This window comes from Nocardiopsis camelliae, from assembly GCF_028993595.1.
Classification (GTDB): domain Bacteria; phylum Actinomycetota; class Actinomycetes; order Streptosporangiales; family Streptosporangiaceae; genus Nocardiopsis; species Nocardiopsis dassonvillei.
The window spans coordinates 1314231-1334120 of record NZ_CP118614.1; the positions used below are offsets into that span (position 1 = coordinate 1314231).

At 71.7% G+C, this 19890-nt stretch carries 18 protein-coding genes and 1 riboswitch; of the genes, 7 read left to right on the forward strand and 11 right to left on the reverse strand.

The features are described 5' to 3' along the window. Positions 1-53: 53 nt before the first annotated feature. The 3 genes from PV789_RS06055 to PV789_RS06065 all read left to right on the forward strand — a co-directional run bounded on the left by PV789_RS06055 (position 54) and on the right by PV789_RS06065 (position 2920). Positions 54-887: a MurR/RpiR family transcriptional regulator gene (locus PV789_RS06055; protein WP_248773784.1), complete on the forward strand. Its 834-nt coding sequence runs from the start codon at positions 54-56 to the stop codon at positions 885-887. Positions 888-1074: 187 nt separating this feature from the next. Next, positions 1075-2505, forward strand: coding sequence for a sodium:solute symporter family protein (locus PV789_RS06060; protein WP_274976500.1), 1431 nt, complete (start codon positions 1075-1077; stop codon positions 2503-2505). A 130-nt stretch (positions 2506-2635) separates the two neighbouring features. After that, positions 2636-2920: a hypothetical protein gene (locus PV789_RS06065; protein ID WP_274976501.1), complete on the forward strand. Its 285-nt coding sequence runs from the start codon at positions 2636-2638 to the stop codon at positions 2918-2920. 179 nt (positions 2921-3099) lie between these two features. Here PV789_RS06065 and PV789_RS06070 read toward each other — a convergent pair whose 3' ends face one another. The 7 genes from PV789_RS06070 to gcvT all read right to left on the reverse strand — a co-directional run bounded on the left by PV789_RS06070 (position 3100) and on the right by gcvT (position 10797). Continuing rightward, the gene (locus tag PV789_RS06070; protein ID WP_274976502.1) at positions 3100-3738 is read right to left on the reverse strand and encodes a restriction endonuclease subunit S; all 639 of its coding nucleotides are present in this window, start codon (positions 3736-3738) and stop codon (positions 3100-3102) included. Continuing rightward, positions 3726-5393 (reverse strand): N-6 DNA methylase, encoded by a 1668-nt coding sequence (locus PV789_RS06075; RefSeq protein ID WP_274976503.1) that lies wholly within the window; start codon positions 5391-5393, stop codon positions 3726-3728. The genes PV789_RS06070 and PV789_RS06075 overlap by 13 nt, the downstream gene beginning before the upstream one ends. An 11-nt stretch (positions 5394-5404) precedes the next feature. Next, positions 5405-6055: a hypothetical protein gene (locus PV789_RS06080; RefSeq protein ID WP_274976504.1), complete on the reverse strand. Its 651-nt coding sequence runs from the start codon at positions 6053-6055 to the stop codon at positions 5405-5407. A 274-nt stretch (positions 6056-6329) separates the two neighbouring features. Continuing rightward, complete coding sequence (locus tag PV789_RS06085; RefSeq protein ID WP_274976505.1) at positions 6330-7742, reverse strand: L-serine ammonia-lyase; 1413 nt, start codon at positions 7740-7742, stop codon at positions 6330-6332. A gap of 127 nt (positions 7743-7869) precedes the next feature. Continuing rightward, entirely contained in the window at positions 7870-9138 is a 1269-nt protein-coding gene (gene glyA / locus PV789_RS06090) for a serine hydroxymethyltransferase (protein WP_274976506.1), read from the reverse strand. A 7-nt stretch (positions 9139-9145) separates the two neighbouring features. Continuing rightward, positions 9146-9526 (reverse strand): glycine cleavage system protein GcvH, encoded by a 381-nt coding sequence (gene gcvH / locus PV789_RS06095; RefSeq protein ID WP_274976507.1) that lies wholly within the window; start codon positions 9524-9526, stop codon positions 9146-9148. A gap of 158 nt (positions 9527-9684) precedes the next feature. After that, on the reverse strand, positions 9685-10797 hold the full coding sequence (gene gcvT / locus PV789_RS06100) for a glycine cleavage system aminomethyltransferase GcvT (protein WP_274976508.1): 1113 nt from the start codon (positions 10795-10797) through the stop codon (positions 9685-9687). A 144-nt stretch (positions 10798-10941) separates the two neighbouring features. Further along, positions 10942-11043: riboswitch (glycine riboswitch) on the reverse strand. Between the two features lie 225 nt (positions 11044-11268). Here gcvT and PV789_RS06105 point away from each other — a divergent pair. Continuing rightward, entirely contained in the window at positions 11269-12198 is a 930-nt protein-coding gene (locus tag PV789_RS06105; protein WP_274976509.1) for a penicillin-binding transpeptidase domain-containing protein, read from the forward strand. Positions 12199-12488: 290 nt separating this feature from the next. On the opposite strand, the gene PV789_RS06110 is transcribed toward PV789_RS06105, so the two are convergent. Together PV789_RS06110 and PV789_RS06115 are read right to left on the reverse strand one after the other, a co-directional pair. Beyond that, on the reverse strand, positions 12489-13544 hold the full coding sequence (locus PV789_RS06110; RefSeq protein WP_274976510.1) for a 3-deoxy-7-phosphoheptulonate synthase: 1056 nt from the start codon (positions 13542-13544) through the stop codon (positions 12489-12491). A gap of 232 nt (positions 13545-13776) precedes the next feature. Next, entirely contained in the window at positions 13777-15495 is a 1719-nt protein-coding gene (locus PV789_RS06115; RefSeq protein WP_274976511.1) for an AMP-binding protein, read from the reverse strand. 237 nt (positions 15496-15732) lie between these two features. Between PV789_RS06115 and PV789_RS06120 the strand changes: the two genes are divergently transcribed. Together PV789_RS06120 and pip are read left to right on the forward strand one after the other, a co-directional pair. Beyond that, positions 15733-16614 (forward strand): DUF4429 domain-containing protein, encoded by an 882-nt coding sequence (locus PV789_RS06120; protein ID WP_274976512.1) that lies wholly within the window; start codon positions 15733-15735, stop codon positions 16612-16614. 185 nt (positions 16615-16799) lie between these two features. Continuing rightward, a complete protein-coding gene (gene pip / locus PV789_RS06125; RefSeq protein ID WP_274976513.1) occupies positions 16800-17756 on the forward strand; it encodes a prolyl aminopeptidase in 957 nt (318 codons plus the stop codon). Between the two features lie 185 nt (positions 17757-17941). On the opposite strand, the gene PV789_RS06130 is transcribed toward pip, so the two are convergent. Continuing rightward, on the reverse strand, positions 17942-18076 hold the full coding sequence (locus PV789_RS06130; RefSeq protein WP_274976514.1) for a hypothetical protein: 135 nt from the start codon (positions 18074-18076) through the stop codon (positions 17942-17944). A 340-nt stretch (positions 18077-18416) separates the two neighbouring features. Between PV789_RS06130 and PV789_RS06135 the strand changes: the two genes are divergently transcribed. Continuing rightward, positions 18417-18608, forward strand: coding sequence for a ferredoxin (locus PV789_RS06135; protein WP_274976515.1), 192 nt, complete (start codon positions 18417-18419; stop codon positions 18606-18608). On the opposite strand, the gene PV789_RS06140 is transcribed toward PV789_RS06135, so the two are convergent. Beyond that, entirely contained in the window at positions 18592-19863 is a 1272-nt protein-coding gene (locus tag PV789_RS06140; protein ID WP_274976516.1) for an NAD(P)/FAD-dependent oxidoreductase, read from the reverse strand. The genes PV789_RS06135 and PV789_RS06140 overlap by 17 nt on opposite strands. Positions 19864-19890: the final 27 nt, after the last annotated feature.

The following is a 19890-nucleotide window of genomic DNA, read 5'->3' on the forward strand; positions in this document are numbered from 1 at the left end:
GGTGGTATCGCTTGGGGGTGCGGCGCGGTCCGGGGCGCCGGGACGGAGGGGTGATGGCGGACTGGATCGAGGCCGCGCTCGGCGGCGGACGCCTGGGCCGCGCGGCCGAGCGCGTGGTCAGGGTGCTGCGGGACGAGCCGAGGTTCGCCTCCTACGCGAGCACGGCCGAGCTCGCCGAGCGGGCGGGGGTCAACGTCGCCACGGTCGTGCGGGCCGCGCAGGCCCTCGGGTTCACCGGCTGGCCGGCCCTGCGCGTCGAGCTGCGCTCGCGCTACCTGGCCTCGCTCAGCGCCGGAGAGGTCCTGGCCGAGCACGCCGGGGCCGACGCCGACCCCGTGCGCGAGGCCTTCCGCGCCGACCGCGAGGGGCTGCGCGACCTGGAGCGGACCCTGGACCCCGCCCGGGTGCGCGCCCTGGCGGGCGCGGTGCACGGTGCGCGCCGGACGCGGGTGGTGGGTTCGGGCACCTTCGCGGCGCCGGGCGTTCAGCTCGCGCACGCCGCGGGGATCATGGGCTACGACGTGGAGCGCCTAGAGCTGGGCGGCACCGGCCTGGTCAGCGCGCTGGCGCGGATGGGCCCCGGCGACCTGCTGCTGGCGTGCGACCTGTGGCGGCTCCCGGTCGCGCTGCGCTCGGCGGCGCGGGTGGCCCGTGAGCGGTCGGTGCCGGTCGCGGTGATCACCGACCGCAGGGACTCCCCGCTGGCGGAGGGGGCGGCGCACGTGCTGCTGGTGCCCAGCGAGGGCGTGGGCATGTTCCCCTCGCTCACCCCGGTGATGGCGGTCGTCCACGCGGTGCTGGCCGAGCTGGCCCGCCTCGGAGGGGACGCGGTGCTGGCCGCCGTGCGCGACACGGAGCGCCTTTGGGAGAGCACGGAGCTCTTCTGAGCGACGCCGGGGCGAACGACCTGGGACGACGCGGTGACACCACTGTGACGTGATCAGGGTCACGTTCGATGCAATAAGTGTTGCACTTCACGCGGTGCGGCTGCTTACATGGCCCGGTCGGACCGCCTCCGCTGGCGGTCCCTCCCGTGCACGTCCCCCGAACCGAACCTCGCCGCGAAGGTGGCCCATGCAGACGACCCATCTCGTGATCCTCGCCGTGTACATCCTGGCCATGATCGGGATCGCCCTCTACTTCGTGCGCTCGGGCAGGCTGCGCGGCGGTGACGACTTCCTGTTCGCCGGACGCAGTCTTCCCCGCCCGGTCATGATCGCCACCATGCTGGTCACCTGGGTCGGCTCGGGCACCATCATCGGCGGCGCCAACTTCGCCTACACCTACGGCCCGACGGCCGGAATGATCTTCTTCGCGGGAACGCCCCTGGGCATCCTGGTCCTGCTCCTGGCGGCCCGCCGGATCCGCCGGGCGTCCCGGCACACCATCCCCGAACTGCTGGAGGTGCGCTTCGGCATCGGGGTGCGCACCGTCGCCGCGGTGGTCACCACCATCGCCTTCCTGGGGCTGACCGCCTCGCAGTTCGTCGGCGGCGGGTACGTCGTCAGCCTGGTCACGCCGCTGTCCGCCACCCAGGGCACCGTGCTCATCGCGGTCGTCGTGACGCTGCTGACCGCCACCGGAGGCCTGTTCTCGGTCGCCTACACCGACTTCGTCTCGGCCATCCTCATCCTGCTCAGCCTGTTCGTGTCGGTGCCGCTGGTGTTCGCCGCGATCGGCGGCCCCGGCGCCTACTGGGACGGCCTGCCCGAGCAGGCGACCACCTTCAGCGGCGGGCTCACCGCCCTGCAGCTCCTCGGCTACTTCCTCCCGCTCTTCCTGCTCCTGCTCGCCGACCAGAACATGTACCAGCGCCTGGCCGCGGCCAAGGACGAGCGCGAGGCGCGCGCCTCCACCCTGGGCATGTTCGTGGGCAGCTTCTTCGTCTTCGTGCCCGTCGTGCTGCTCGCCACCTGCGCCGCCATCCTCATGCCCGGCATCAACGGCGACATGGCGGTGCTCAGCCTGGCCTCCGAGGGCTACCTCCCGGTGGTGCTGGGCGGCCTGATCCTGGCAGGGGCGGTCGCCTTCGTCATCACGACCGGTTCCTCGTACATGCTCTCCTGCGCCTCCAACGTCGCCTACGACCTGTACGCCCGCTTCGCCGGGGACGACGCGGACGAGCGCCGCAAGCTCGTGGTCCAGCGCCTGTCGGTCCTGGGCATCGCGCTCGCGGGGCTGGCGCTGAGCCTGTTCTTCCCGACCGTGCTGGAGCTGCAGATGTACTCCTACACGGTGTACGGCGCCGCGATCACCCCGGTGGTCCTGTCGGTGCTGTTCTGGAAGCGCGCGACCACCGCGGGCGCCGTCGCGGCGCTGGTGGTCGGCGCGGCCACCACCATCGGCTGGCAGGTCGCCGGAACCCCGGGCGGCCTCAACGCGGTCATCGTCGCCCTGCCCGCCGCCCTGGTCGCGCTCGTCGTGGCCAGCCTGGTCACCAAGGCCCCCGACCCCGCGCGGGTGGCCGCGGCCGAGGCGCCCGCCTCCACCGGGACCGACGCCTGACACGCGAGGGGACCGCTCCCGACCGGGAGCGGTCCCCGTGCTCTCCCCACGCCCCGGCGGGTCAGGCGGCCCGCCGGGGCCCGTCTTTTCCGCCCACGGCAGCGCGGGAAAGCCGTTCTAGGATGGGCGCATGCCGGGGCGAAGACGCAGACGCGAACGCGAGGCGCGACGTGCCGAGGCCAGGACGGCACGGGAGGCGCGGGGCCGCTGGGAGGTGCTCTTCGAGACCACCGACGAGGCGGACTGGCACGCCTACCACCGGCGCGGGAGGGGGAAACCGGTCGGCCTCAGTGAGGAGGACCTGCGCGTCGACGTCCTGTGCGGGCGCGGTGCGCACCCCACCACCTACCGCCTCAGCGTGCTCGTGCCCGGCGGCCTCGACCGCGACGCCTACCTTCGCTCCTTCCGGCAGTGACGTTCACGGCCAGCCCGCCGCGACTCGTCTCCCTGTACTTGTCCATCATGTCGCGGCCCGTGTCGCGCATGGTCCGGATGGCCTTGGCGAATGCGACCGTTGACAGCAGCACGCCCCGGCCCCTCGAAGGGGCGAGGCCTGATCGACCGAGGTCCACGCTTACGAGGGCCTGCCGTTTATCACATGTCGATCGCTGAAGCGGGTACCCGGCCGGAGAACAGCATGGGGGCCAAGGCGTCATGTAGTTCGCTCGTGGTCCGGCTGATGTCGGCGTGCAGGCGGGCCTTGTCGTCCAAAGCGTGGAGAGAAGCCCCGATCGCCTGCTGAACCCCGAGAGGTGGCACCGCCGTAGGAAGTGATCGCAGTGTGTTCACCGTGAGCGACCTGACCGTGCTTCCAGAAGCGTGTCTGTCGATCCAGTGCTGGATTACGGGCAGGGTCAGATAGTGCACCAGATATACGGGGTCCATGCGGCCGGACGGTCGCACGCGAAGCAACTGGGTGCTGTACAGCCAGTCCTGCTGGTCCGAAGAGATACGGGCGAACCTGCCGAGTGTTCCGGTCCTTGTGCCGACGACATCCCCTGGGCGAAGCCGGTAGCGGTGTAGCCGCTCAGTTGTCACGTCGGCGACGCGGGCCAGGCCGGTTCCCGACACACGCCGATCGATGATGTCGCCGGGCCTGACCAACGGGGTCCCCCGCATGCCGAACTCGCCGGAAGGAAGGCTGGCGCCGGAGGGGCCCGCCTGGATTTCGCAGAGATCGCCCAAGCGGTGCTCGCTCCAGCCGACGGCCAACGGCCCGATCAGGGAATCCATCTCCGCGCCTCCCGGAGCACTCGACTGGTTCTGGTCTCGACCAGTGGGATCTGTGACTGTAGAGAGTCCAGACGTTGGATGAGTGACACGAGGGTTTCTGCTTGCTTGCCCTGGTCGGTCTGTGGTGCGCGGCCGGACACGTAGATCGGCGGGTGAAGCGAGTACTGCTTGTCGCGGATCTCCTTGATCGTCGCGACGTGGCTGATACTTGGTGCTTCGCCCTCGGAGCCGTCTCGTGCCCCGTCCCGCCATCCGTTGTAAGCGCGTTGGATTAGTGCAGTGTCCTCTTCCTGGAGGGTTCGGAACGTACGCGAGGTCATACGCCCGAGACCACCGGCGTCGATGAAGAGGATTTCCTCGCACCTGCCTGTGGGAGCTCTCAGCATCCATAGGGTCACGGGAATGGTGGTGCTTCGGAAGAGGTGGTCGGGCAGGGCGATGAGGCACTCCACCGCCCCGTCCTCGACCATGTTCGACCTGATGGCGGCTTCTTTGGCATTGGTGGAGAGTGATGCGCCGTTGGCCATCAGCACACCTGCCCTGCCGTTCGGAGAAAGACGGTCGATCACGTGCTGGAGCCAGCGGAAGTTCATGTTTCCGTTCGGTGGTCTCCCGTAGCGGAAACTCTCGCGGGTGGAGTCGCTGACAGGGGGGCCACTCATGTTGAACGGCGGATTGCCCAGGACGATATCCGCGGTGCCCCGCGCATCGCCACGATCCCAGGGGAAACCGGGGCGGTCGCCGAAATCGGCCTCTATGCCGTGGAGCAGCATGTTCATTCCGGCGATACCGAAGACCCGCTCGTTGGGAACGGCACCGCTGACGTGGGGGGTTCGCGGCGGGTCGATTTCCGCCCGTGCTCGTACGGCCTCGGTCAGGAACTCACCTGTCCGGCAGAAGGGGTCGTACACACTGTCAAAGGGGCCGTCGGATGCGAGGAGGTTCACCGTCGTGCGCACCACGGACTCCGGGGTGCGCAGATCCGCGTGTGCGGATACCCATTCCCTTTCCAAGAAGGAGAGAGCGCTGTTGAAGGCGGTCAGCAGAACCTCCCGGTCTTTGCCCTGGGCGTCGATCGCGTCGACCCCTTGGACCGCTGTGGTGAAGGCGCCGGCTCCCAGCTTCCGCAGGGGACCGGAGACGAGGGGAGGGAGGAGGCCTCCGAAATCGGTCGCGAACACGGACCCGTCAACGATGCCGTGGCCGGTCTGTAGGCGTAGAAGGCCCCACTGATCGGCGCTTGAGGAACGGAGGAAGACGAGTGTCGCGATGAGGAGCGCGGAATCGACCGGCTCACACATTCCCCGAAGGTCGTTGAGCAAGCGGAAGACGGTCCTGTCGATATCGCCGACGCCGCTTGCGGACCCGTGCCGTGGCCTTGAACCGGGTCTCGGAGCGTCGGTCTCCATCCCGGCGCGTACGCGATCCGCGTAGGTGGTACCGGCGGGCTCGTGCGGCTGTCGGGCGTTGGCGGGCACAGCGCGTGAGGACAGCCAGTCGGTGACCTGGTCGAGGTCGAACAGTTCCCGTTCGGCGTCCGCCGGTTCGGGGAAGTCGGATCCGCGCTTGCGCCAGTTGGTGACCGCGGCGCGGCTGACCCCCGCGTACCGGGCGAGCTGGGCTCGCGAGACGAGTCTTGGAGCGTTCTCGGCCACGGTGCCCCCTCTCAGAAGCTCGGCGGAAGTTCGCCCCGGCACACCTGCTCTTTGACCAGGAGCACCTCGGGAACGCGGTCGAGGGGCTTGATGCCGGAGGCGGCCTCGGGGTTGACGTACGAGAGCACGAGGTAGAGCTTGGCGTGGTCCGCCTCCAGGTGGCGGTGGTGAATCGGCTCATGGTGCATGATGCGGTTGCGCAGCAGCCGCAGGGAGTAGAGCTGGTCCTGGAGGGTGCGGCGCGGCCCCCGGTATCCGGGGAACGCGCGGTGGAGGGCGGGGACCCACAGATCCCGGTCGTACCTGCGAGCGACCAGTGAGGACCAGAAGCCGAGGGACAGCTCGGTGACGACGTCGTCCGGAGTGGCCGAACGGCGGCACCGGGCCCGTGCCTGGCGCACGAGGCGCTGGCCCTCGTTGTCCAGCGGAGCCCTGTTCCACCAGTCCTCCTGCCCGAAGTGGGCGCTCAGACTGTCGTGAACGGAGTTGCGCAGGGCGAGTTCGAACGTGTGGAGCGGACCGTAGAAGGCCGCGGAGGCCATGACGTTCCAGTGGTACAGGTTGACGGCTCGGGCCACATCGCCCCCGCTGTGGCGGAGGTAGGGCGCGAGGCGGGGCGAGGAGTACACGGAGACCATCCATTCCGGGATGCCGGTGCTCACGATGACCTTCGTTCTATCTCGGCTGAGGGCGTGAGAGGACAGCGGGCGAGGGCGTTTGGTATCGTTGGCTCCGTAAGCCCCGGGTTCGCCTCTGCTCAGCACGCCACCCGGGGCACGGCTTTTTCCGGGGCGTTACTGCCCAAGCCCCGTTGACCGGCCCATCGCGAACTGGGCCGCGCGCACCCGTCTTCCATTGACAAAGGTACACACGGCAGCCCCGCCGTGCAAGCGCACTCCAGTGCGCGATTTTGTTAACGCTCTCCGAGGTGGTTCCTCAGCACTCGATGACGTTGACGGCCAGGCCGCCGCGCGAGGTCTCCTTGTACTTGTCCATCATGTCGCGGCCCGTGTCGCGCATGGTCCGGATGACCTTGTCCAGCGACACGAAGTGGCTGCCGTCGCCGCGCAGCGCGATGCGCGCGGCGCTGATCGCCTTGACCGAGGCCAGCGCGTTGCGCTCGATGCACGGCACCTGCACCAGGCCGCCGATGGGGTCGCAGGTCAGCCCCAGGTTGTGCTCCATGGCGATCTCGGCGGCGTTCTCCACCTGCGCGGGGGTGCCGCCCAGCACCTCGGCCAGCCCGGCGGCGGCCATCGAGGAGGCCGAGCCCACCTCGCCCTGGCAGCCCACCTCGGCGCCCGAGATCGACGCGTTCTGCTTGAACAGGATGCCCACGGCCCCCGCGGTCAGCAGGAACCGCACCACGCCCTCGTCGCCCGCGCCCGGGCTGAAGTGCAGGTAGTAGTGCAGCACGGCGGGCACGATGCCCGCGGCCCCGTTGGTCGGCGCGGTCACCACGCGGCCGCCCGCGGCGTTCTCCTCGTTCACGGCCAGCGCGTAGAGCGTGATCCAGTCGCTGCCGCGCATGGGGTCGGAGTCCACCCCCGTCGGCGCCAGCAGGCCCGACTCGTCGCAGTTGCCGCCCAGCTGCCGGTACAGGCGGTGCGCCCTCCGGGGCACCTTCAGCCCGCCGGGCAGGCTGCCCTCGGTGGTCACCCCGCGGCGAACGCACTGGCGCATCGCCTCCCACAGCACGAGCAGCTCGGCGCGGATCCGCTCGGGGGAGCGCCCGAAGGCCTGCTCGTTGGCGAGCATTACCGCGCTGATCGACATCCCGGTGTCGGCGCAGATGCCCAGCAGCTCCTCGGCGCTGGAGAAGGGGTGGGGCACCCGGGTGTCGTCGGCCTTGATCCGGTCCGCGCCCGCCGCGCGCTCGTCCACGACGAACCCGCCGCCCACCGAGTAGTACACCTTCGCCCCCAGTTCGGCGCCGGAGGCGTCCAGCGCCACGAACCGCATCCCGTTGGGGTGGTCGGGCAGGCTCTCCCTGCGGCGGAAGTCCACGTCCACGGCCGGGTCGAAGGCCACCGGCGGCCCCTCGGGCCCGCCCAGGTACAGGGTCCGCTCCCGGCGCACCCGCTCCACCAGCTCGGGCACCGCGTCCACGTCCACGTGCTCGGGGGTGTGCCCCATCAGTCCCAGGACCACCGCCCGGTCGCTGCCGTGCCCCTTGCCGGTGAGCGCCAGGGAGCCGTACAGCTCCGCGCGCACGCGGGCCGTGCCGTCGAGCAGGCCCTCCTCGCGGAGTCCGGCCACGAACGTGCGAGCGGCCTTCATCGGCCCGACCGTGTGTGAACTGGACGGTCCGATTCCGATCTTGAACAGGTCGAACACGCTGATGGCCATGGCTGTCCTCCTCGTCGAGTACAGGGCCCGGGCATGTGGACGCCGGGGGGGGGCGCCCCCCCCGGGGGGGGGGGGGGGGGGGGGGTGGGGGGGGGGGGGGCCCCCCCCCCCCCCCCCCGCCAAGGCTCTACAGGTTCGGGTAGAGCGGGTACCTGGCGGTCAGCGCCTGGACCCGGCCGCGCAGCGCGGCCTCGTCGAACTCCGGCTTGAGCGCCTCGGCGATGACGTCCGCGACCTCGGCGAAGTCCTCGTCGCCGAAACCGCGGGTGGCCAGCGCCGGGGTGCCGATCCGCAGGCCGGAGGTGACCATCGGCGGACGCGGGTCGTTGGGCACCGCGTTGCGGTTGACCGTGATCCCGATCGAGTGCAGGCGGTCCTCGGCCTCCTGGCCGTTGAGCTCGGAGTTGACCAGGTCCACCAGGACCAGGTGCACGTCCGTGCCACCCGAGAGCACCTTCACGCCGACCTCGGCCGCGTCCGGCCGCGTCAGCCGCTCGGCGAGCAGCCGGGCGCCCGAGACCGTGCGGCGCTGGCGGTCGGCGAACTCCTCGCCCGCGGCGACCTTGAGGGCCACCGCCTTGGCCGCGATCACGTGCTCCAGCGGCCCGCCCTGCATGCCGGGGAACACCGCGGAGTTGATCTTCTTGCCCAGCTCGGCCTTGGCCAGGATCATGCCGCCGCGCGGGCCGCCCAGGGTCTTGTGCGTGGTCGTGGTGACCACGTCGGCGTGCGGCACCGGGTTGGGGTGCAGCCCCGCCGCGACCAGACCGGCGAAGTGCGCCATGTCCACCATCAGGAGCGCGCCGACCGAGTCCGCGATCTTGCGGAAGCGGGCGAAGTCCAGCTGGCGCGGGTAGGCCGACCACCCGGCGACGATCATCTTGGGCCGGTGCTCCTCGGCGAGCGCCTCGACCTCGTCGTAGTCGACGGTGCCGTCCTCGTCGCGCACGTGGTAGGCCACCGCGTTGAGGATCTTGCCGGAGTAGTTGATCTTCATGCCGTGGGTCAGGTGGCCGCCGTGGGCCAGGTCCAGGCCCAGGATGGTGTCACCCGGCTTGAGCAGCGCGAAGTACACGGCCGTGTTGGCCTGCGCACCCGAGTGCGGCTGCACGTTCGCGTGCTCGGCGCCGAACAGCGCCTTGGCGCGGTCGATGGCGAGCTGCTCGACGACGTCGACGTGCTCGCACCCGCCGTAGTAGCGGCGGCCCGGGTACCCTTCCGCGTACTTGTTGGTCAGGACGGTGCCCTGCGCCTCGATCACCGCCTGGGGGGCGAAGTTCTCCGAGGCGATCATCTCCAGGGTGTCGCGCTGGCGCGCCAGCTCCGCGTCGACCGCGGCCGCCACCTCGGGGTCCAGTTCGCCCAGCGTCTGGTTGAGCGTGTTGTCAGTAGCCATCGGGGGCCTACTCCTCGCCTTCGGTCAGCTTGGTGTACTCCTCGGCGGAGAGAAGGTCGGAGGGCTCCTCGGAGATCCGGGCCCTGAACAGCCAACCGTCCTCGAAGGGCGAGGAGTTGATGGTCTCGGGCTCGTTCTCCAGGGCCGCGTTGACCTCGGTGACCTCACCGCTCACCGGCGAGTAGACGTCGCTGACGGACTTGGTGGACTCCACCTCGCCGCACGGCTCGTCCGCGGTCACCTCGCTGCCGACCTCGGGCACCTCGACGTAGACGATGTCGCCCAGGGACTCGGCGGCGAACGAGGTGATCCCGACGGTGGCGATCCCGTCCTCGACCACGACCCACTCGTGTTTGGCGGTGTAACCCAGCTCCGTGGGAACGCTCACTTCAACTCTCCTTGGAGGTGTTCCATTTTCCTGCCGCGCGCCCGTACGGCTGCCCGGCCCGGCCTACGCCCGGTCGCGCCCCGTGCGTGCGGGTCCCCTGTGGGGGGATCCCGCCGTGCTGGGGCGTACGGGCCTTCGGGGTGTGAAGGCCCCTGCTGCTACGACTGCCGCTTGTAGAACGGCAGCTCGACCACGTCGACGTCCTCGCCCCGTCCGCGCACGTCCACGGTGAACGCGCCGGTCGAGGTGTCGAGGTCGCCGTCCACGTAGGCCATGGCGATGGGGCGGCCCAGGGTGGGTGAGGGCGCGCCGCTGGTGATGGTTCCGACGGAGGTGCCGTCGCGCAGGACCTCCTGGCCCTGGCGCAGCGGGCGGCGCCCGCGCGCGACGAGGCCGATGAGGCGGCGGGGACGGGAGGAGCGGGAGGCCTCCTCCAGGGCCGCGCGGCCCACGAAGTCGCCCTTGTCGAACTTCACGACCCGGCCCAGACCGGCGTCGAAGGGGGTGAGGTCGGCGGTCAGCTCCTGCCCGTACAGCGGCATCCCGGCCTCCATGCGCAGGGTGTCGCGCGCGGAGAGCCCGGCGGGGACGAGGCCGTGCCGCTCGCCCTCGGCCATGAGGGCCTCCCACACCTCGGGGGCCCGGTCCGCGGGGCTGACGAAGATCTCGAAGCCGTCCTCACCGGTGTAGCCGGTGCGGGCGAGCAGGACGGGCTCACCGGCGACGGTGTGCTCGTACCCGGCGTAGTAGCGGATGCCGTCCAGATCGGCGTCGGTCAGCGGCGCCAGGACGTCGACGGCGCGGGGCCCCTGGACGGCGATCAGCGCGTACTCGGCCGACTCGTCGCGGACCTCGACGTCGAAGCCGGCGGCCCGCTCGGCCAGGGCCGGGGCGACCACCGCGGTGTTGGCGGCGTTGGCCACGACGAGGTACTCGTCCTCGCGCAGCCGGTAGACGATGAGGTCGTCCAGGACACCGCCGTCCTCGGCGGTGATCATGGAGTAGCGGGCGCGCCCCACCTTGACCTGGGACAGGTGGCCGACCAGCGCGTGGTCGAGGGCCTGGGCGGCTTGCGGGCCGGTCAGCCGGATCTCGCCCATGTGGGAGAGGTCGAACAGGCCCGCGGCCTCGCGCACCGCCCGGTGCTCGGCGGTCTCGCTGCCGTAGCGCAGCGGCATGAGCCATCCGGCGAAGTCGACGAGGGTGGCGCCGGCCTTCTCGTGGACCTCGCGCAGCGCTGTCGCGCGCGGCGCGGATGCGGCATCTGACATGGGCACTCCCGAGAGGATGGGCGTCGTGACGTGCGTGGCGTTGCCATCCTCCCCCTCTGTCATCTGTGCCTGAGAGCTTCGCCGCGCGCTCGGCGCGGCTTGCACCTTCGGCGAGGGACGGCTGTCCCTGCTTTCCAGAGTGGTCTCGCCCGTACGGTCCGCTGTGCCTGAGAGGTTGTCTTCGGGGAGGGATTGCTCCTTCGGCGGCCCGCGCTGGATACGCGGGCACTCTCCCGTACGGGGTCAGCAACACGTTCAGCCTAGCAGCGGCCGTGAACGGCGCCCAAGGGTGCCCGGTGCCGGGCGGGAGCGCCGACGGGGCACCCGTGAGCGGCGCCGTCCGAGCCGTGCGCGCCGTGTCCGCCCCGGACGCCGGGCTCCTCCGGTGTCCGACACTCCGGCCGCCTCCACCCTGGGGCGGGAGGGCGGGGATTAGCGTGTTCGGGGAGTACCGACCGGGGAGGGAGACGGATGCGGACCGACACCGGGAGGGCGGCGCGCGCCGCGCGCTCGCTCGCGGCCGGATGCGTCCTGTCCCTGGCCGCGGGCACGGGGTGCGCCGGGGCCGTGGACGGAGCGCGGGGGCCGGACGGGCGGGCCCGGGAGGGGGCGGAGACCGGGCCCCCGCCCCTGACGCGGGGCGACCTGGCCGCCGTCGAGCGCGAGGACCTGGAGGCGGTGTTCGCCGACGCGGGGGTGGAGGGCGCCTTCGTGCTCCACGACGTGATGGAGCGGGAGGCGACCGTGGTGGGGCCGGAGCTGGCGGGCGAGCGCGCGGTCCCGGCGTCCACCTTCGACCTCGTCAGCACCCTGGTGGGGCTCCAGACGGGCGCGGTCGGGGACGTGGACGAGGTGGTGTCCCACGGGGGCGGACCCCAGCCCGTCGACCGGAGGGAGCGGGACACGGCCCTGCGCCAGGCGCTGCCCGCCTCGAACGTCCCCGTCTACCGGGAGCTGGCCCGCCGGATCGGGCACGGGCCGATGGCGGCCTGGGTGGACCGGCTGGACTACGGCAACCGTTCGGTGGGCGACGCGCAGGCGCTGGACCGGTTCTGGCTGGAGGGGCCGCTGGAGATCTCCGCGGTGGAGCAGACCGACTTCCTGGCGAGGCTGGCCCGCGACGAACTGCCCGTGGACGACGCGCACCAGGAGGCGGTGCGCGAACTCGCCGTTCTGGAGGAGGGCGACGGCTACGCCCTCCACGCGAAGGCCGGGCGGGAGGCGGAGGCCGGTTCCGCGCCGGGCTGGTGGGTCGGCTGGGTCGAGAGCGGCGAGGACCTGTACACGTTCGCGCTGCGCGTCGAGCCGGAGGGGGACCAGGACGCCGAGCTGAGCGAGTCCCTGGGGCGGGAGATGCTCGTGGAGCTGGAGGTCCTGCCCGAGGAGGAGCGCACCGTCTGAACACCGTGTGGTCCCCGCGACGCGCGTCGGCCCGCCCCCTTCGCGGGAGGGGGCCGAGCGCGTCGTCCGGGAGTGGTTGGGGAGTGTTCCGCGGAGGCTTTCGGATCAGCGGGCGGCCGCCCGGGCCATCTCTCGCGAGACGGTTCGCGCGGGTCAGCCCGGTTGGCTTCTCAAGCGGAACCGGCGCGGCGAGAGGCAGCCCGGTGGTCGCGGAAGTACCGGAGCCGAAGGCCCTCCGTTGAGGGTGGCGGAGGCGACGGGCGGGACCGGAATGATCCGAGGAACGCGGCCTAGGCCTTGCGGCGCTGGCGCACGGCCTCGGCCAGCTGGGTCAGCACCTCGCCGGTGGTCTCCCAGCCCATGCACTTGTCGGTGATCGACTGGCCGTAGGTCAGGGCGGCGGGGTCGCCCAGCTTCTGGGCCCCCTCGACGATGAAGCTCTCCAGCATCACGCCGATGACGCCCTTCTGGCCCTCGGCGACCTGGGCGGCGATCGCGGCGGCCACACCGGGCTGGCGGGTGTGGTCCTTGCCGCTGTTGGCGTGGCTGGCGTCGATCATCAGGCGGCGGGGCAGCCCGGCGCCCTCGATGACGTCCAGGGCGGCGTCGACCGACCCGGCGTCGAAGTTGGGGCCGCTGCGGCCGCCGCGCAGGATGACGTGGCAGTCCGGGTTGCCCTCGGTGACGACCACCGAACCGGCGCCGGTGGGGTCGATGCCGAAGAAGGTGTGCGAGGCGGCGGCGGCGCCGACCGCGTCCACGGCCACCTGGACGTCGCCGTCGGTGCCGTTCTTGAAGCCCACGGGCGTGCTCAGACCGCTGCTCAGCTGGCGGTGCACCTGGCTCTCGGTGGTGCGCGCCCCGATCGCGCCCCAGGAGACGACGTCGGCGATGTACTGCGGGGTGATGGGGTCGAGGAACTCGGTCCCGGCGGGCAGGCCGAGCGCGTTGATGTCCAGCAGCAGCTTGCGCGCGGTGCGCAGGCCGCGGTGCACGTCGTAGGTGTCGTCCAGGCCGGGGTCGTTGATCAGGCCCTTCCAGCCGACGGTGGTGCGCGGCTTCTCGAAGTACACGCGCATCACGACGCACAGCTCCTCGCGCAGGGAGGGCACGAGCTCCTTCAGGCGGCGGGCGTAGTCCATGGCGGACTCGGTGTCGTGCACCGAGCAGGGGCCCACGACGACCAGCAGGCGGTCGTCGTCACCGTCCAGCACCCGCTTGACCTCGGCGCGGGACTCCTCGACCAGGGCGCTGCGCTCGGCGCCCAACGGGAGCTCGGCCAGCAGGTCCCGGGGCGCGATGAGCGGCTTGTAACTGGCCACCCGGGTGTCGTTGGTGCTCGGCATGGTGTTCCCCTCGGGTCCCGTCTGTCGTGTTTTCCGCTGTCGCCACGAAAACCGTCTTATGAAAACAGTAGCGCGGACGGTTCGGCGCTCCGCTGCCGCGTCGGCCGGTACGGTTCACGTGACAGAAAACACCACACCGGTTTCGGGCGCCGAAAAGCGTCTCATTTCGTGAGACGAAATTCTTCCGGTGCCCGCTGCCATTTCCGTCGGGGCGGCTCCGGATCCGGGCCTGTCACCCCTCGGTCCCCGGGAGGTCCTCCTCCCAGTACTCGCGCGGGTTGCGCGCCCCGTCGGTGACCGTGCCGCGCTCTGCCTCGGCCCGACGCAGCTGCACGCGACGGATCTTACCGGAGACGGTCTTGGGCAGCTCACCGAACTCCAGGCGGCGCACCCTCTGGTGCGGTGACAGGCGCTCGCGCGCGTGGGCCAGGATCGACCGCGCGGTCTCGGCGTCGGGGGCCACCCCCTCGGCCAGGGCCACGTACGCCTTGGCCACCGCCAGCCGCAGCGGGTCGGGGGAGGGAACGACGGCCGCCTCGACCACGTATTCGTGCTCGACCAGAACGCTTTCGAGTTCGAATGGTGAGATGCGGTAATCTGAGGCCTTGAACACATCGTCGGATCGGCCGATATAGGTAATGTAACCGTTCGAATCCCGGCTGGCGATGTCACCGGTGCGGTAGCGGTCCCCGCGGACCACCTCGCGGCTGAGGCCGGGGTTGTCGGCGTAGCCTTTCATCACCCCCACCGGCTCCCGGGACAGGTCCACGCAGATCTGCCCGGTGTCGGCGGGCTCGTCGGTGGCCTGGTCCGTCAGCACCACGTCGTAGCCCGGCAGCTCGCGCCCCATCGACCCGCGCACCACCCGCTGACCGGGGCCGTTGCCCAGCAGCATGGTCGTCTCGGTCTGCCCGAACCCGTCGCGCACGGTCACGCCCCACGCCTCGCGCACGCGGTCCACCACCTCGGGGTTGAGCGGCTCCCCGGCGGCCACCGCCTCGCGAAGCCCCACGTCCCACGCGGCGGGACCGGCCTGCGCCAGCGTCCGCCACACCGTCGGCGGCGCGCACAGCGTGTCCACACCGCAGCGCACGACCGCGTCCAGCAGCCCCGCCGCGTCGAAGCGCTCCTGGTTGACGACCAGTACCGTCGCCTCGGCGTTCCACGGGGCGAACACGCTCCCGTAGGCGTGCTTGGCCCACCCCGGCTCGGACACGTTGAGGTGGACGTCGCCCGGCCGCACGCCCAGCCAGTACATGGTCGACAGGTGCCCCACCGGGTACGAGCGCTGGGTGTGCACGACCAGCTTGGGCAGGGCGGCGGTGCCGGAGGTGAAGTAGAGCAGCAGGGGGTCGTCGGGGTGGGTGGGGTGTGGCGGGTGGAAGTCCAGGCCGGCGTGCTCGGAGTCGGCGTAGTTCAGCCACCCCTCCATGTAGCCCGTGCAGATCCGCGTCCAGTGCCCCCGCAGCGGGGCGAACTTCTCGGTCTCGGCGGCCGAGCACACCACGTGCGCGATCTCGCCGCGCTCCAGTCGGTCAAGCAGGTCGCCCTCGGACAGGGAGGTGGGTGTCGGGCAGACCACGGCACCGAGCTTGGTCGCGGCGAGCAGGGTCTCCCACAGCTCCACCTGGTTGCCCAGCATCAGCAGGATCCTGTCGCCCGGGTGCACGCCCTGGTTGTTCAGCCAGTTGGCCACCTGACCGGAGCGCTCCGACATCCGCCGGTAGGTGTACCTGGCCTGGCCGCCGTCCTCCTCCACGATCCACAACGCCGTCCGGTCCGGACGGCGCCCGGCGACCTCGTCGAAGTAGTCCAGCGCCCAGTTGAACCGGTCCGACCGGGGCCAGGTGAACTCCCGGTGCGCCCTCTCCTGGTCCTCGCGCAGGTCCAGGAGCAGGTCCCTGGCGGCGCGGAACCCGGCCGCGCCCTCGGCTGCCGTCTCTCTCGACATGTGGCGACCTCCGGTTCGTGGACAGGGCGCCGACCGCACTGTCCGCCGGTCCCGCCCGGGTGGGGCGGTGCAACGGGTGTGCCCCGCTGGTCCTACCCGGGATGCGCCGCCGTGACGCTTGGGGCCCGCCGTCCGGACGTGCCCTTGACCTCGGGGGACGGTTCGGGCGCCCGGACCGGGGCGGTGGCCGCATACGGCCCCGCGCGGCGGGCCCCGCTGGCTCTAGGATGTGTGGACATGGAGGAACTTCGCGGACACCACGGAACCTGGCGGATCGACGACGAGACGATCCGTATCCGCTTCGACTCCGGTCGCAAGGTGCCCACCCTGTTCCGGTCGCTGGGGAGCTGCGCGGTTCCGCTGGCCGCCGTCCGCGAGGTCGACTTCGACCGGGGCACCCGCAAGCACGGGTGGCGGATGCGGCTCCGGCTGGTGGAGGACACCGACCCCTACGCGCTCCTGGGCGTCCCCGGCCGGGACGCGCTCACCCCGCTGCTGATCACCGGTCCGCACGACGGAGAGCTGCTCGCCGAGTACTACTCCGAGCAGATCGCCTCCTCGGCCCGTTTCGCCCGTGAGACCAGCACCGGGGAGATCGATCCGCGCGAGGTCTCCCTGGGCCTGGTGGGCCGCGTCCCCCTCCAGGTGCGCACCGCCGAGGGCACGGCCTCCTTCGACGGCACCCGCGTGCGCCTCCAGTGGGACAACTGGCTGGCCAGCACGGCCAAGCAGAAGGAGAAGTCCCGCGACTACCAGCTCTCCGAGATCGAGTCCGTGCACTGGTACCCGCCGGTCGACGTCACCGAGGGCTACCTGCGCATCGTGCTGCGCGGGGTGACCATCCCCGAGGCCACGGCGCTGGACCACGACTTCTTCACGCTGGCCTCGCACGGGTCCAAGGGCAGCGAGGAGACCCTGCTGATGGCCGCCACCGTCAACGCCCACGCCGCGGCGGCCGAGGAGCCCCGGCAGGAGCGCGCCGCGCTCGGCGCGGCGGACGGGGACGGCAGCGAGGCGATCTTCGCCAAGATCCGCGAGCTCGGGCGGCTGCACGCCGAGGGCCTGCTCACCGACGACGAGTTCAGCGCCAAGAAGGCCCAGCTGCTCGACCGCCTCTGACCGCGTCCCGCCTCTGGCGGCGTCCCGCGTGTGTTCGCGCCCGGTGGACGCCCGGGACGCCGTACCCTCTCCTCGTCGTTCTCCGTCAGGCGTCCGCCGGACACCTCCGTCCGCGGCGCCCGACTCCGCCGGGGTCCCCGGGGAGGCACCACGTCCACGAACACGTCCACGAAAGGCCTCACGCTTTGCGTACCTTGTACCCGCCCATCGAGCCGTACGACTCGGGGATGCTCGACGTCGGCGACGGACACCGCGTCTACTGGGAGCTGTGCGGCAACCCCGCGGGCAAGCCCGTGGTGTTCCTGCACGGCGGTCCCGGCGGCGGATGCGTGCCCGACCACCGCAGGCTCTTCGACCCGGAGCGGTACCGGATCCTGCTGTTCGACCAGCGCAACTGCGGCCGCTCCACACCGCACGCCAGCCAGATGGACACCGACCTGTCCACCAACACCACCTGGACGCTGGTGCGGGACATGGAGCGGCTGCGCGAGATGATCGGCGCGGAGTCCTGGCAGGTCTTCGGCGGGTCCTGGGGCAGCTGCCTGGCGCTGGCCTACGCCCAGCGCCACCCCGACCGCGTCAGCGAGCTGGTCGTGCGCGGCATCTTCACCCTGCGCGAGAGCGAGCTGCGCTGGTTCTACCAGGAGGGTGCCTCCCAGCTCTTCCCGGACCTGTGGGAGTCCTACCTGGAGCCCATCCCCGAGGAGGAGCGCGGCGACCTCATCGCCGCCTACGCGCGCCGCCTGAACTCGCCCGACCGGGAGGAGCGCCTGGCCGCCGCGCGCTCGTGGAGCGTGTGGGAGGGGTCCACGGTGACCCTGCTGCCCAACCACGAACTGCGCGAGCACCACGCGGACGAGGACTACGCGCTGGCCTTCGCGCGGATCGAGAACCACTACTTCGTCAACCGCGGGTTCCTGGAGCCCGACCAGCTCATCGACGGCGCGGAGGCGATCCGGCACATCCCCGGCGTGATCGTGCAGGGCCGCTACGACGTGTGCACCCCGGCCCGCACCGCCTACGACCTGCACAAGGCCTGGCCGGAGGCGGACTTCCACATCGTGGACGACGCCGGGCACGCGTTCAGTGAGCCGGGCATCCTGGACCTCCTGATCGAGGCGACCGACCGCTTCGCGAAGTAGGCGGTCCGGTCCCGGGACGGGGGACCGCCCCGGGTCCGCGGGCGGGACGCGGGGGGTGGAGCCCCCGCCCCCCGCGTGCCCCGACCGGTCCGGCCGGGGTGCGGACGCGGCGGGGGCCGGGCGAGGCGTTCAGCGGGAGCGGGGCGGCGGGGACGTGCGCCCGCCGCCCTCCCCAGTAGCCGCGCTCAGGAGCAGCCCATCCCGGCCTGGCCGCCGATCTCGGACAGGCCCAGTTCGTCCAGCCGCTGGAGGCCCCGGTGGCGGGACGCGGCCCCGACCGGCCGACCTGCCTCGGTGGTCCCGCCTGTCCCGGTCGGCACTCCCGCTCCGCCTGCCCCGCTGAACCCGGGGGCACGGGGGTCCTGTCCGGTTCCGGTAGGGGGCGGCCTCCGCCGCCGACCCACGGCTCTCGGGATTCCCGGTGGTCTCGTCCCCCCTCACCCGTGTGCCCTTTCCCAGACGGCACCGGACGGCCCGGTGCGGTCGGCAGTGGGACAGCGTGTGCGCACCGGCGGTTCACACGACATCCGTTCTACGGACGAAAGAGAAGTTGCGGACATGCGCCGGTGCGCCGGTACAAGCCCGCGCGAGCCCGTACAGCACGCACGTCCCGGCTAGAGTCGGGGGTCACACCCCTTCCGCGCGAGGAGTCCGGCGACGATGCGAGTCGAGGTCGACTACGACCAGTGCGAGAGCAACGCCCTGTGCATGGCCGCCGCACCGGAGGTCTTCGAGGTCCGCGACGACGACTTCCTCTACCTGCTCACCGATGAACCCGCCGCCGGGTCGCACGAACGCGTCCGCCGGGCCGAGCGCCTGTGCCCCAAGAGGGCCATCACCGTGCGGGAGTGACCCCCGCCGCCGCCAGCGCCTCGTCCCACGTCGTCGGCTTCTCCAGCAGACCCCGGTAGCGCATGGTCCTGGGCGTGGAGCGCAGCCCCATCACACCGGTGAGCATTCCGCCCCGGCCGAGGAAGGCCACGAACTTTCGGTCCTCCGGGGAGCCGTGCACGAAGGTGACCTGATCGGCGGGCGCGCCCTGTCCCAGCAGCTGGACCTTCATCTTGTATTGGTCGGACCAGAAGTAGGGCACCGGAGTGAAGGGCGTGCGCCCGCTTTCGCCCGCCAGCAGGTTGTGCGCCGCGGCCTCGCCCTGCTCGCCCGCGTTGGTCCAGTGCTCCAGGCGGATCCGCCCGCCGTAGCGCGGGTGCGGCCAGTTCGCCAGGTCGCCGACCGCGTACACGTTCGGCACCGAGGCCGCGGAGTACTCGTCGCACGCCACCGAGCCGTCGGCCAGCAGCTCCACCCCGGACCCGCGCAGCCACTCGGTGTTCAGGTGCACGCCGATCCCCGCGACCACGAGGGAGGCCTCCACCGCCGAGCCGTCGGCGAGCCGGACCCGCTCCACCCGGTCCCGGCCCTCGAAACCGGCCACGCCCACGCCCAGGCGCACGTCGACGCCGTTCTCCCGGTGCAGCTCCGTGAGGACCTCGCCGATCCGCGGATCCACGACCCGGGTCAGCGGTGTGGGCGCCGCCTCCACCAGGGTCACGTCCATGCCCGCCGCGCGGGCGCTGGCCGCCACCTCGGCGCCGACGAAACCGGCCCCGACCACCACCAGCCGGCCGCCGGAGTCGAACTCCGACCGCACCGCCTCGGCGTCGTCCAGGGTGCGCAGCACGTACACGCCCGCCAGGTCGGTGGCGGGACGGCGCGCACGCGCGCCCGTGGCGATCACCAGGCCGTCGTAGCGCACTGTCGAGGCGGCGCCGCCCGGCCCGGACACGCTCACCTCACGGGCGGCGGTGTCCAGCCCCACGGCCCGGCTGCCCGGACGGAAGTCCAGGTCCAGCGCGTCCACGGCCTCGTCCTCGCGCAGGCGCAGCGCCCGGTGGCCCACCAGCCAGCCCGGGCCGCCGCCCGCGGGCTCCATGCCCACCCCGGTCAGGACCTCCTTGGACAGCGGAGGCCGCGAGTAGGGCCGGTGCGCCTCCTCGCCCAGGAGCGTCAGCCGCCCCTCGTACCCGCGTTCGCGCAGCGCCTCGGCCGTGTGCAGCCCGGCCATCCCCGCGCCGACGACGACGATGTCGTTGAGGGTGTCCCGCACGGTGGTGTCCCTTCCGGTGGTGGTTCC

Bases quoted from the DNA above. Each gene is read 5' to 3' on its own strand.
- PV789_RS06070 (WP_274976502.1), bottom strand. From the start codon at position 3,738: ATGGATTCCCTGATCGGGCCGTTGGCCGTCGGCTGGAGCGAGCACCGC.
- glyA (WP_274976506.1), bottom strand. From the start codon at position 9,138: ATGGCTACTGACAACACGCTCAACCAGACGCTGGGCGAACTGGACCCC.
- gcvT (WP_274976508.1), bottom strand. From the start codon at position 10,797: ATGTCAGATGCCGCATCCGCGCCGCGCGCGACAGCGCTGCGCGAGGTC.
- PV789_RS06055 (WP_248773784.1), top strand. From the start codon at position 54: ATGGCGGACTGGATCGAGGCCGCGCTCGGCGGCGGACGCCTGGGCCGC.
- PV789_RS06135 (WP_274976515.1), top strand. From the start codon at position 18,417: ATGCGAGTCGAGGTCGACTACGACCAGTGCGAGAGCAACGCCCTGTGC.
- PV789_RS06105 (WP_274976509.1), top strand. From the start codon at position 11,269: ATGCGGACCGACACCGGGAGGGCGGCGCGCGCCGCGCGCTCGCTCGCG.
- PV789_RS06120 (WP_274976512.1), top strand. From the start codon at position 15,733: ATGGAGGAACTTCGCGGACACCACGGAACCTGGCGGATCGACGACGAG.
- PV789_RS06060 (WP_274976500.1), top strand. From the start codon at position 1,075: ATGCAGACGACCCATCTCGTGATCCTCGCCGTGTACATCCTGGCCATG.
- PV789_RS06085 (WP_274976505.1), bottom strand. From the start codon at position 7,742: ATGGCCATCAGCGTGTTCGACCTGTTCAAGATCGGAATCGGACCGTCC.
- PV789_RS06115 (WP_274976511.1), bottom strand. From the start codon at position 15,495: ATGTCGAGAGAGACGGCAGCCGAGGGCGCGGCCGGGTTCCGCGCCGCC.
- PV789_RS06110 (WP_274976510.1), bottom strand. From the start codon at position 13,544: ATGCCGAGCACCAACGACACCCGGGTGGCCAGTTACAAGCCGCTCATC.
- PV789_RS06065 (WP_274976501.1), top strand. From the start codon at position 2,636: ATGCCGGGGCGAAGACGCAGACGCGAACGCGAGGCGCGACGTGCCGAG.